The sequence below is a fragment of the Micromonospora sp. PRAS1 genome (assembly GCF_059553435.1).
In genome coordinates, this window is the sequence record NZ_JCANNB010000002.1 from 154,251 (window position 1) to 165,985 (window position 11,735).

Sequence of the window (11,735 nt, forward strand, 5' to 3'; positions counted from 1 at the left end):
ACGCAGGAGGGGCCGCCGTGCTGTCGCGCCTTCAGCGCATCAGCACGGCCCGGTAAGAAGCAGGAAGACTCCGGCCATGCCCGCAGTGTACCGCCATCGACGGCGGGGCCGCCGCCCACTGCCCCGCTCGCGGCGCGCACCGCCCGTTCCTCACCCCTGGCGCTCGCCGGTCCGGCCGGCATCGTCGCCAGCCCGACCATCCCCGGCCCGACCGTCGCCAGCCCGACCATCCCCGGCCCGGCCATCCCCGGCCCGACCGTCGCCGTCGCCGGCCCGGCCGCCGAGTTGGTCGTAGCGGGTGATCGGCGCCAGCGGCGCCCCGGCCCGGTACGCGGCCCGGGCCAGCGCGTAGCCGCCGACCGGCGCGGTGAAGAGTTGCAGGCCGATCGCCACCAGCACCACCACGGTGGTACGCACACCAGGCACCAGCAGCAGGACGCCGAGCAGCACGAGGCTCAGCCCGAGGCCGGCCGCCTTGGCGACGGCGTTCATCCGGTTGTAGACGTCCGGCAGCCGGATCAGCCCGACCGCGCTGATCGCGATCAGCGCGGTACCGAGCAGCAACAAGGCGTACGCCGCCGTCGTGCGGATCATCGCTTGCCCCGGTCCACCAGCCGGGCCATCGCCACCGTGGCCAGGAAGCTCACAAGCGTCCCGGTAAGCACCAGATCGAGCAGGGCCGGCGCGTCCAGTCGGGCGGCGAGCAGCGCGACGGCCGCCAGGAAGACGAAGAAGCCAAGGTCCAGGGCGGCGGCCCGGTCGGCGTCGGTCGGGCCGGTCACCAACCGGTAGACCACCGTCACCATCGCGCCCGCGAGGACCACGAGCAGTACGTCGAGCAGGATCATCGCCACCTCCGCGGCACGTCCGGATCGTCATCGGGCGGTTCGGTGTCCCGGTTCTCGCCGGGCCGGCCCTCGTCGGGCGGGCCGCTGTCCGGCAGGTCGTCGTCGGGGTGGTCGACGGGGCGGATGGCGGCCAGCACCCGCCGTTCCAGTTCGGCGACGTCCCGGCGGACCGCCACCGGGTCGGCGGCGTACATGCCGTGCACCGACAACGCCACCGGATCGCGGTGCACGGCCAGGACGAGGGTGCCCGGGGTCAGGCTCACCGCAAGCGTCACGGCCGCGATCTCGCTGTCGGTCTCCGCGCGCACCGGCACCCGCACCACTGCTGGGTGCAGCCCGGAACCGGGGGTCAGGATCTCCCGGGCCACGGTCAGGTTCGTCTGGACCAGCCGGACCGCGAACCAGCCGACGAAGCGCAGGACCCGTCCGGTACGCACCGCCGCCCGCCGCCCGAGCCCGGCGCGCTCGCTCCGCCCACTCATCGACCGGTCACCGCCCGTACGTAGCCGGCCGGGTCGAGCAGCCCGGCGGCTGCGGTGTCGGCCACCACCAGCAGCGGCTGGGCGGCCAGCCCGGCCACCAGGGAGAGCCCGGCCAGGGCCAGCGGCGGCGCGACCAGCGACCGGCCGATCCGGTTGCCCACCTTCTCCGCAGGCGACTCGTCGCCGGTGAACAACGCGCTCCAGATCTTCAGCATGGAGAGCAGGGTGACCAGGCTGACCAGGACCGCCACGGTCATCGCCGGCCAGGCGCCGGCCTCCGCGGTGGCCCGCAGCAGCAGGAACTTGGCCAGGAAGCCGGAGAAGGGCGGCAGGCCGGCCAGCGACAGCGCCGCCGCGCCGAAGGCCAGGGCGAGCGCCGGCCGCTGGTTCGCCAGACCGCCGGGTCCGTCCAGCCGGTCGCTGCCCCGGGCGACGCGCACCGCTGCGGCGCAGAGGAACAACGCCGCCTTCACCAGGACGTACTGGGCCAGGTAGTACACGGTCGCGACCAGGCTGGCGGCGGTGAACAGCGCCAGGCCGAGCAGCAGGTAACCGATCTGGCTGACCATGTGGAAGGCGAGGATCCGACGCATCGAACTCTCGCCGAGCGCGCCGAGCACCCCGACCACCATCGACAGCAGCGCCACCGCGCCGAGCAGCCAGTGGTAGGCCGGGTCGCCGCCGTACACCACTGCGTAGATCCGGATGACGGCGTAGAGACCGACCTTGGTGAGCAGTCCGGAGAAGAGCGCCACCACCACCGGCGAGGCCACCGGGTAGGTGCGCGGCAGCCAGTCGTGCACCGGGACCAGCGCGCTCTTGACCGCCAGCGCGAGCAGCACCACGCCACCGGCGACCGCCACCGCCGGGTCGTCCCGCGCCGCGCCGGCCAGCCCGCCCAGCCCCACCGTGCCGGCGGTGCCGTAGACCAGGGCCACCCCGGTCAGCAGCAGGGTGGAGCCGAGCAGGTTGGTCGCCACGTACACCCGGCCCGCGCCGCCCCGCCCGGCTCCGCCGGTCAGGCTCAGCAGCACGTACGAGGGCACCAGCATGACCTCGATCAGCACGAAGAGGTTGAACAGGTCGGTGGTGAGGAAGGCACCGTTCGCCCCGGCGGCGAGCACCAGCACCAACGGCAGGAAGTACGGCCGCCGGTCGTCCCCGGAGCCAGCGGCGGAGACCAGGCAGCAGAGCACCACAAGGGTCGCCACCACCACCAGCAGGGCGCTGAACGCGTCGGCCGCCAGGCCGATGGCGACCGGCGCCGGCCACCCGCCGACCCGCAGCACCGGCACCGCGCCGTCGGCGGTGGCGACCAGCAGGGCCACCGCACCCACCAGCACCGCCGTCGTGGTGGCCAGGGCCGCGGCCCGGTGCAGCCGGGTGCGCCCCGGCAGGGCGAGGAGCAGCCCGGCGACCAGCAGCGGCCCGGCGATCGGAAGCACCAGCAGGAGGCCGTTCATCGGGAGGTCACCCCCGATCCGCCGTCGTCGGCCGCTCGGTGCGTCTCGTCATCGGCCGGGCCGCCGTGCCCTGTTCCGGTGTCGCCGTCGCCCGGTCCGGTGTCGCCGTCGCCCGTCCCGGTGTCGTCACCCGGTCCGGTGTCGCCGTCGCCTGTCCCGGTGTCGCCGTCGGGGTCGGGGGCACCGCCGTCGGCGTCCGGGTCCGCCGTACCCCGGCGCAGCAGCCCGAGCAGGTGCACGGTGATGCCGAAGGTGATCACGATCGCGGTCAGCACGAACGCCTGCGGCAGCGGGTCCGCCGTCTCCGGGCCCACCTCCGCCAGCGGCGCCGTACGGCGCTGGAGCCCGCCCGCGGCGAGCAGCACCACGTTTACCGCGTGCCCGAGCAGGACGAAGCCGAGCACCAGTCGCAGCTGGCCGGGCCGCAGCAGCAGGAAGACCCCGGCCGCGACCAGCGTGCCGACCATCAACGCGGCGCTCACGACGCACCTCGCACGGCGCTGCGGGGCGCGTCCTGCCCGGCGGCGGGCGGTACGCCGAGCCGACGTACCGCGGCCACCACCAGGGCCAGGACCATCAGATAGATGCCCAGGTCGAACAGGAGCGAGGTGCTCAGTGACGGCACCGGACCGGGTGGGCTGGCACTGAGCGGGGTGAGGAAGGGCCGGCCGGCGGCGAGCGGCACCAGCCCGGCGGCGACGGCCGTCAGCAGCCCGGCGGTCGCCAACGGCACCGCGCGCAACCGGCCCAGCAGCGGAGCGCCACCGGGATGCGCGAGCTGGCCGAGCCCGACGGCGGTGCCGGCGAGCAGCGCCCCGATGAAGCCACCGCCGGTCTCGTAGTGGCCGCGCAGGAACAGCACGGCCGAGGCGACAAGCATCAGCGGCGCGAGCATCCGGTAGGCCAGCCGCAGCACCGGGTCGCTCTCCACCCGGCCGCCGACCGTGGCCCGGCCGCCGTCCGCCGCCCGGCCGCTGCCCCCGGCCCCGCCGACGAGTTGGACCAGGCCGAGCGCCACCACCGCGAGCACCACCGCCTCGCCGAGGGTGTCCAGGGCGCGGAAGTCCACCAGGATGGTGTTTACCACGTTCGTGCCGCCGGTCAGCTCCTCGGCGTGGTCGAGGTACCACGAACCGGGCTCGGACGGTTCGGCGCGACCGGTGAGCGCCGCCGTACCGACCGCCGCCGCGACCCCCGCCGCCAGCGCGAGCAGCGCTGCGCCGACCACCGGCCGGCGGCGGCCGATCGGAGCGAGCCGGTCCGGTTGCTGCCGCAGGGCCAGCATGACGACCACCGCGGTGAGCACCTCCACAAGCATCAGCGTCAACGCCACGTCCGGGGCGCCGACGGTCAGGAACCAGGCCGTCAACAGCAGCCCCACCACGCCGGTGAGCGCAATCGCGGCCAGCGCCGAGCGCACCACCAGCAGGCCGGCGAGGGTCCCGCCGAGCAGGCCCAGCAGCAGCCAGTCGGTGGGCCGGGCGAGGTCACCGCCGGGAATGGCCGGCACCCCCGGCAGCAGCACGGCGACCGCCGCGAGCAGCACCACGGCCAGCAACGGCCGAACCAGGTAGGGCGCCGGCCCCACGGCGTGCGCCGGCCGGGCGACCAGCGCGCCGACCCGCAGCAGCCGCTGCCGGCCGCGCTCCAGCAACTCGGCGAGCGGCGGCGTGGTCGGTACGGCCCGCAGCCACCGGTCCACCCGTACCCGGCCGAGGAAGAGCACGGTGCCGAGCAGCACGGTGAGCGCGCTCAGGCCCAGCGCCGGGGTGAACCCGTGCCAGAAGGCCAGGTAGGGCGGGGTGCCTTCCGGGCGGGCGTCGTCGGCGGCCCGTTCCACAAGCGGGCTCAGCACGGCCACCGCCGGGCCGAGCGCGGTGGCCACCACCGCGGCGAGCGCGGCGGGCGCCAGGAACGACCAGGAGGGCTCGTGCAACCGGCGTTGCCGGGTCGGTCCCTCGATCATCCCGTGTACGAGCCGGGCCGCGTACGCGAAGGTGAGCACCGAGGCGAGCACCGCGAGCCCGGCGGCGGACCAGCCCAGCCACCACACCCCGCGCGACTCGCCGAGCGCCTCAAAGATCGCCTCCTTGCCGACGAAGCCGATGGTCGGCGGCAGGCCGGCCATCGACATCGCGGCCAGGGCGGTGAGCCAGACCGTCACCGGCATCACCCGGTGCAACCCGGACAGCTCCCGCACGTCCCGGCTGCCCGCCTGGTGGTCGATGATGCCGACCAGCATGAAGAGCGTCGCCTTGAACAGCGCGTGCGCGACGGTGTAGAGGATCGCCGCCGCGTCGGCGGCCGGGGTACCCGCGCCGATCACCCCGACCAGCAGGCCGAGCTGACTGACCGTGGAGTACGCCAGCAACGCCTTGAGGTCGTACTGCCGCAACGCCAGCGCCGCACCCAGGATCGCGGTCAGCAGCCCGCCGACCATCAGCACGGCGTCCCACGCCACCGTGCCGCCGAACACCGCCGAGAACCGCATCAGCAGGTAGATGCCGGCCTTCACCATCGTCGCCGCATGCAGGTACGCGCTCACCGGCGTGATCGCCACCATCGCGCCGGGCAGCCAGAAGTGGAACGGCAACTGCGCGGACTTGGTGAACGCGGCGACCAGGATCAGCGCACCGACCGCCCAGGCCGGCCCGCCGCTGAGCCGCTCCGGCTCGTCGACGATCGTGTTCAGGCTGGTGGTGCCGGCGTGCACCGCCACCAGCACGATCGCGGCCAGCAGGGCCAGCCCGCCGGTGACGGTGACCAGCAGGGCCTGCACGGCCGGACCGGTGGCCGCCGGCCGGCCACCCTGCCCGATCAGGACGAAGGACAGGATGGAGGTCAGCTCCCAGAAGACGAAGAGCACCAGCAGGTCGTCGGAGAGCACCAGGCCCAGCATGGCGGCGGCGAAGAGGGTCAGGGTGGCGTACACCCGCTCGTGCCGGCCCTCGTCGGCGCTGAGGTACCGGGGGCAGTAGGCCATGATCAGCGCGCCGACGCCGAGGGCCAGCAGGGCGAAGACCAGGCCGAGCGCGTCCATCCGCAGCGCGGCGCTTACCTCCAGCGCGGGCAGCCACCGCCAGGCCACGGCGACCTCCCGGTCGTCGAGGATCACCGGCAACTGGCTGAGCAGCAGGCCGGCGCCGACCAGGTAGCCGGCGGCCAACGGGTAACCGGCGTCGCGCCCGAACCGCCGGGTCAGCAGCGGGGTGCAACCGGCCAGCACGGCCTGCCAGGCGAGGACGACCGCGAGGATCACGGCGGAATCGGACTGATCGCCAGCAGCCAGGTACCCGGGTTGATGGACAGATGGCTTTCCGTCATGTTCCTCCTGTGCCGAGGGCGGCCTGGCTGGTCGCATTACCCGGCACAGTCGTCGACATGCGTTGCGTGAATGACAAATCACTGTGTAACCGGTCAAACACCTGCGGCGGTCGGCGTTGGCGACAAACATGGTTAGCCTGAGAGGCCAGTGAGATTGCTGCGGCAGACGAGGCTCGCACGTCGCGAACCCAACGGCGGGTCCAGGTGCTCTTTTCAGAGCTGCCGTGACGGCGACGAGGAGGAGGCCCGTGACACAACAGACCTGGGACGAAGTTGGCGGATTGCTGCCGCACGACGAGTTCCGCGCCGCCAGCGACGCAATCGTGGCCAACATCGAGCAGGTCATCGAGGGCAAGACCGCCACCGTGCGGCTGGCCCTCGCCGTCCTACTCGCCGAGGGTCACCTGCTCATCGAGGACGTCCCCGGCGTCGGCAAGACCAAGCTGGCCAAGGCCCTCGCGCGGTCCATCGACTGTTCGGTACGCCGGATCCAGTTCACTCCCGACCTGCTGCCAAGCGACGTCACCGGGGTGAGCGTCTACAACCAGGAGACACACGACTTCGAGTTCCGCCCGGGTGCCGTCTTCGCCAACCTGGTGGTCGGTGACGAGATCAACCGGGCCTCGCCGAAGACCCAGTCCGCGCTGCTGGAGTGCATGGAGGAGCGGCAGGTCACGGTCGACGGGGTGACGTACCAGTTGCAGACCCCGTTCATGGTGATCGCGACGCAGAACCCGATCGAGATGGAGGGGACATACCCGCTGCCGGAGGCGCAGCGCGACCGGTTCACCGCCCGGATCGCGATGGGCTACCCGGACCCCACCGCCGAGTTGGCCATGCTCGACGGCCACGGCGCGCTGGACCCGCTGCCGGCGCTGCGCCCGGTCTCCGACGCCGAGACGGTCCGCCGGCTGATCGGCCACGTCCGGCAGGTGCACGTCGCCGACGCGGTCAAGCAGTACGCCGTCGACCTGGTCACCGCCACCCGCGAGTCGCCCGACCTGCGGCTGGGCGCCTCGCCCCGATGCACGTTGCAGCTGCTGCGTACCGCCCGGGCGGTGGCCGCCCTCGACGGGCGCGACTACGTGCTCCCGGACGACCTCCAGGTGCTCGCCGTCCCGGTGCTGGCGCACCGGCTCATTCCCACCGCCGACGCCCAGCTCGCCCGCCGCACCACCGACGCGATCATCGCCGACCTGGTGCACCGGCTGCCGCTGCCGCACGACCGCAACCGCGCGCCGTACGACAGCCGCCCGCCGAGCGGCAACGGCCGGGCGCCGTTCGAGCCCCGGAGGCCGTGACGTGCGTGACGGGCTACGCGGGCTGACCACCCGCGGCCGTTCCTTCCTGGCCGCCGCGATCGCGGCGGCCATCTCCGCCGGCATCCTCGGCGAGAAGGATCTGCTGCGGGTGGCGGTGCTGCTGGCCGTCCTGCCGCTGCTCGCCGCGTTCTACGTCGGGCGTAGCCGCTACAAGCTGGCCTGCCACCGGTCGCTTGACCCGCACCGGGTGCCGGTCGGCGCCAGCGCCCGGGTGGTGCTGCGGTTGCAGAACATGTCCCGGCTGCCCACCGGCACCCTGCTGCTTGAGGACCGCCTCCCGTACGCGCTGGGCAGCCGGCCCCGGGTGGTCCTCGAACGGCTCGGCGCGCACCAGGCCAGCTCGGTGGCGTACACCGTGCGGGCCGACGTGCGCGGCCGGTACGAGGTGGGCCCGCTGGTGGTCCGGATGACCGACCCGTTCGGGCTCTGCGAACTCAGCCGCGCGTTCCCCGGCACCGACCGGCTCACGGTCGTGCCGCAGGTGGTGCCGCTGCCCTCGGTACGGCTGCCCGGCGAGTACGCCGGCAGCGGCGAGAGCCGGGCCCGCTCGGTCGCGGTGCACGGCGAGGACGACGCGGCGACCCGGGAATACCGGCGCGGCGACGACCTGCGCCGGGTGCACTGGAAGTCCACCGCACGCACCGGCGAGCTGATGGTGCGGCGCGAGGAACAGCCCTGGGAGAGTCGGGCCACGGTGCTGCTGGACACCCGGGCGTACGGCCATCGGGGCGACGGCCCGACGGCCAGCTTCGAGTGGGCCGTCTCGGCCGCCGCAAGCGTCGCCGTCCACCTGCGCCAGGCCGGCTACAAGCTGCGCCTGGTCACCGGCTCCGGCGGGGACGTCGACGCGGGCGAGGGTGACGGGCTGCTGCTCGATCACCTCGCCGAGGTCCGGCTGGACCAGCGGGTCGAGATCACCACGCTGATCCAGCACGTCCGGCAGCGCTCCGACGGCGGCCTGATCATCGGCCTGTTCGGGTCGTTGAGCACCGCCGAGGCGGAACTGCTCGCCGGGTTGCGGGCCAACGGCGCCACCTGCGTCTGCTTCCTGCTGGACAGCTCCGCCTGGCTCAACCTGCCGGCGCACGCCCGTGCCGAGGCCGACCAGGCGCACGACACCGCCGCGCTGGCCCTGCTCCAGTCCGGCTGGCGGGTGATCGGCGTCGACCACGGTGGCCGGCTGGCGGCGCTCTGGCCACAGGCGGGCCGGGGCTCCCAGGGCTTCGCCCTCCGCGCGGCGATGGCCGAGACGGTGGCGGGCACCGCGCGATGAACGGAAGGTCCCCCTCATGATCGCCCATCGGAACCTGGGCCTGGTGGCCGCCGCCGCGACGCTGCTCGCCGCCGCGCCGCTGTCGGCCATCTTCGAACGCTGGACATGGCTGGTCCAGGCCGTCATCGCGGTGGCCGCGGTGGCCGCCGCGGCGGCGCTGGCCCGGCTCGGCCGGACCCCGGTCTGGGCCCAGGTCCTGGCCATGCTCGGCGGTCTCGCGCTCGCCCTGACCTGGCTCTTCCCCAGCGGTAAGGAACTGCTGGCCGTGCTGCCCACCCCGGCCACCTTCGGGCACTTCGCCGAGCTGATCGCCGGCTCCGGCGAGGACATGCGCACCCACAGCGTGCAGGTGCCGGACACCGACCCGCTGCTGTTCGTCACAGTGCTCGGCGTGGGCGCGGTGGCGGTGCTGGTGGACGTGCTCTGCGTCGGGCTGCGCCGGCCCGCCCTGGCCGGGCTGCCGATGCTGGCCATCTACTCGGTGCCGGTGGCGGTCTACGTGGACAGCGTCCCGCCGCTGCCGTTCGCGATCGGCGCGGCCGGCTTCCTCTGGCTGCTGGTCACCGACAACGTGGACCGGGTACGCCGGTTCGGCAGGCGGTTCACCGGCGACGGCCGCGACGTCGACGTCTGGGAGGCGTCGCCGCTGGCCGCCACCGGGCGCCGGTTGGCCGTGGTCGGCCTCGCGCTGGCCGTGCTGGTGCCGCTGGCCGTGCCGGGGATGACCGCCGGCCTGATGAGCACCCTGAATCCCGGTGCGGGTTCCGGTCTCGGCGGCAACGGGCTGGGCGGCTCCCCCGGGCGGGTCGACCTCTTCGCCGCGCTCAGCGGACGGCTCAACCAGTCCCAGGTGACCGACCTGGTCAAGGTCACCACCACCGAGGAGGAGCCCTTCTACCTGCGCTTCGGGGTCGCCGACGACCTTCAGGCGGACGGGTTCCGGGTCCGGGGCCCCAACGGCCAGCGGGTCACAGGTGACCTGCCCGACCCGGGACGGCGGACGCCGTCCGGGGTCGAGCGGACCCGGCACCAGGCCACCGTGGAGGTCTCCCGCGACCTGGACATGCGGCTGCTGCCGGTCTACGCCGAACCGGTCCGCTTCGCCGACCTCGGCAACAACTGGTTCTACGACCCGAACCTGCAGGTCGTCTTCTCGAACCGGGAGAACTCCCGGGGCCGGACGTACTCCTTCGACTACGTGCGCTCGACGTACAGCCCGCAGGCGCTGCGCTCGGCCCAGCCGCTCCCGGCCGACCTGCCGCTCCGCCGGGAGCAGACCCGCACGCCCGAGGTGGCCGAGGTGCAGGACCTGGTGGCGGAGCTGGTCCGGGGCAAGCGCACCGAGTACGACAAGGTGCGGGCCATCTACGACTACTTCTCCGAGGACAACGGCTTCACCTACCAGCTGAACACCGAGGAGGGCACCAGCGGGGAGCAGATCCTCGACTTCCTGGAGAACAAGGCCGGCTTCTGCCAGCAGTACGCCGCGGCGATGGCCTGGATGGTCCGGGACGCGGGCATCCCGGCCCGGGTCGCCTTCGGCTTCACCAACGGCAACCGGCGCAGCGGTGACACCTACACCCTGACCAACCGGAATCTGCACGCCTGGACCGAGGTCTACTTCGACCAGATCGGCTGGGTGCCGTTCGACGCCACCCCGAGCTACGGGGTGCCCGGCTCGACCCGCTCGGCCTGGGCACCGGACACCGACGCCCCGGAGGACTCGACGCCGCAGACCGGCACGGCGGACACCCCGGACGAGAGCGAACCCTCGGCCGGCCCGGACCGCGCACCGGACCAGTTCGAAGAGGGCGATGACCCGACGGCGGTCGGCAGTGACGGCACCTCGGCCGGGTCGGCACCGGTCTGGCCCTGGTTCACGGCCCTCGGCGTACTGGCGCTGCTCGTCCTGCTCGCCGTCCCCGCACTGCGCCGGCTCGCCCTGCGCCGCCGCCGGGCCCGGCCGGCACCGGTCCTCCGGACGGTCGACGCGCCGGATGCGGACGCCACCGGCACGGAGCAACCGGTCATGGTGGTCGCTACCGACCCGGATCGGGCCCGGGCGGACGCGCACGCGGCCTGGGCGGAACTGATCGACACGCTTGTCGACTACCGGGTCAGGGTGGACCGGACGGAGACGCCACGGGCGACCGCGGAGCGGTTGGCCGGTGAGCCGCTGCACGCCGACGCCGAGGCCGGCACCGCGGCACGCCTGCTCGGCCGGGCTGAGGAGCGGGCCCGCTACGCGCGGGACCCGTTGACCGGGGAGCCCCTGCCGACGGCCCTGCGCACGGTACGCGAGGCGCTGGCCGGTCAGGCCGACCGGCGGACCCGGCTGATGGCGGCCGTGCTGCCGCCGTCGGTGCTGCACCGGTGGCGGACCGCCGTGGCGGACGCCTCGGCACAGTTGGTGAACTCCGGTGAGCGGCTGCGCTACCGGCTGCTACGGTTCAGCCCGCGCCGGCTGATCGCCAACCGCACGGGACGCTGAGGCCGAGCGACCGAGACGACGACCGGGCCGGCGGTGGGACTTCCCACCGGCGGCCCGGTCGTCTCGTCAGCGATGGCCCTCCGGGCGTTGCCGCCACCGGTCTTCCAGCCGGTCGATGAGGCCGGGTCGGCGTCCGGCCCGGCCCCGGGACCGGCGACGACTCGCCGTGCCTCCGACGACGTGCAGGTCGGGTGACTGTGCCCGGCGGTGCGACTGCACCGCGAAGGCGGCCGAGGCCAGCATGACAACGAATCCCGCCACTGCCAGCGGCGGAGTCTTGATCACCGCGCCATAGACCAACAACGCCAGGCCAGCGATGATCACGCCGGCGGCGACGAGCAGGCGACGCCGCGCATGGAAACGCGGATCGCTGGCGCGCACGGCCGAGGCGAACTTGGGGTCCTCGGCAAGCGACCGCTCGATCTGCTCGAACAGCCGCTGCTCGTGCTCCGAGAGCGGCACGGCACTCCTCCCCGGTCACGTTGGTCGGTCCGGTCGGACCGACAGACCGTGGCAGCCAACCGGCTGCTTA

General features: G+C 73.7%; 8 protein-coding genes and 2 pseudogenes. 3 read left to right on the plus strand and 7 right to left on the minus strand.

The window, feature by feature from the left end; translation table 11 throughout:
- Window positions 1-249: 249 nt before the first annotated feature.
- The 6 genes and pseudogenes from mnhG to mbhE all read right to left on the minus strand — a co-directional run.
- Window positions 250-594 (minus strand): annotated as a pseudogene (gene mnhG / locus AC507J_RS03020) (monovalent cation/H(+) antiporter subunit G); the annotation flags it as partial.
- Complete coding sequence (locus tag AC507J_RS03025) at window positions 591-848, minus strand: MrpF/PhaF family protein (RefSeq protein ID WP_496287495.1); 258 nt, start codon at window positions 846-848, stop codon at window positions 591-593. The gene AC507J_RS03025 and the pseudogene mnhG, both read right to left, overlap by 4 nt.
- The gene (locus AC507J_RS03030) at window positions 845-1,330 is read right to left on the minus strand and encodes a Na+/H+ antiporter subunit E (protein WP_496287496.1); all 486 of its coding nucleotides are present in this window, start codon (window positions 1,328-1,330) and stop codon (window positions 845-847) included. Before AC507J_RS03030 ends, AC507J_RS03025 begins: the two co-directional genes overlap by 4 nt.
- Complete coding sequence (locus AC507J_RS03035; protein ID WP_496287497.1) at window positions 1,327-2,793, minus strand: proton-conducting transporter transmembrane domain-containing protein; 1,467 nt, start codon at window positions 2,791-2,793, stop codon at window positions 1,327-1,329. Before AC507J_RS03035 ends, AC507J_RS03030 begins: the two co-directional genes overlap by 4 nt.
- A gap of 176 nt (window positions 2,794-2,969) precedes the next feature.
- Window positions 2,970-3,275, minus strand: a pseudogene (locus tag AC507J_RS03040) (sodium:proton antiporter); the annotation flags it as partial.
- A complete protein-coding gene (gene mbhE / locus AC507J_RS03045; RefSeq protein ID WP_496287498.1) occupies window positions 3,272-6,052 on the minus strand; it encodes a hydrogen gas-evolving membrane-bound hydrogenase subunit E in 2,781 nt (926 codons plus the stop codon). The pseudogene AC507J_RS03040 and the gene mbhE, both read right to left, overlap by 4 nt.
- Before the next feature lie 313 nt (window positions 6,053-6,365).
- Between mbhE and AC507J_RS03050 the strand changes: the two genes are divergently transcribed.
- From AC507J_RS03050 to AC507J_RS03060, 3 genes are read left to right on the plus strand one after another with little or no spacing between them, the layout of a single operon-like run.
- Window positions 6,366-7,418, plus strand: a complete 1,053-nt coding sequence (locus AC507J_RS03050) for an AAA family ATPase (protein ID WP_496287499.1) — start codon at window positions 6,366-6,368, stop codon at window positions 7,416-7,418.
- A gap of 1 nt (window position 7,419) precedes the next feature.
- Window positions 7,420-8,712: a DUF58 domain-containing protein gene (locus tag AC507J_RS03055; protein ID WP_496287500.1), complete on the plus strand. Its 1,293-nt coding sequence runs from the start codon at window positions 7,420-7,422 to the stop codon at window positions 8,710-8,712.
- Between the two features lie 16 nt (window positions 8,713-8,728).
- Window positions 8,729-11,203, plus strand: coding sequence for a transglutaminase TgpA family protein (locus AC507J_RS03060; RefSeq protein ID WP_496287501.1), 2,475 nt, complete (start codon window positions 8,729-8,731; stop codon window positions 11,201-11,203).
- A 66-nt stretch (window positions 11,204-11,269) separates the two neighbouring features.
- Here the strand turns inward: AC507J_RS03060 and AC507J_RS03065 are convergent, their stop codons facing one another.
- Window positions 11,270-11,665, minus strand: a complete 396-nt coding sequence (locus AC507J_RS03065; protein ID WP_496287502.1) for an SCO2097 family morphological protein — start codon at window positions 11,663-11,665, stop codon at window positions 11,270-11,272.
- Window positions 11,666-11,735: the final 70 nt, after the last annotated feature.

Excerpts from the sequence above, each read along its gene's own strand:
- AC507J_RS03025 (WP_496287495.1), bottom strand. The coding sequence starts at position 848 with ATGATCCTGCTCGACGTACTGCTCGTGGTCCTCGCGGGCGCGATGGTG.
- AC507J_RS03030 (WP_496287496.1), bottom strand. The coding sequence starts at position 1,330 with ATGAGTGGGCGGAGCGAGCGCGCCGGGCTCGGGCGGCGGGCGGCGGTG.
- AC507J_RS03035 (WP_496287497.1), bottom strand. The coding sequence starts at position 2,793 with ATGAACGGCCTCCTGCTGGTGCTTCCGATCGCCGGGCCGCTGCTGGTC.
- AC507J_RS03060 (WP_496287501.1), top strand. The coding sequence starts at position 8,729 with ATGATCGCCCATCGGAACCTGGGCCTGGTGGCCGCCGCCGCGACGCTG.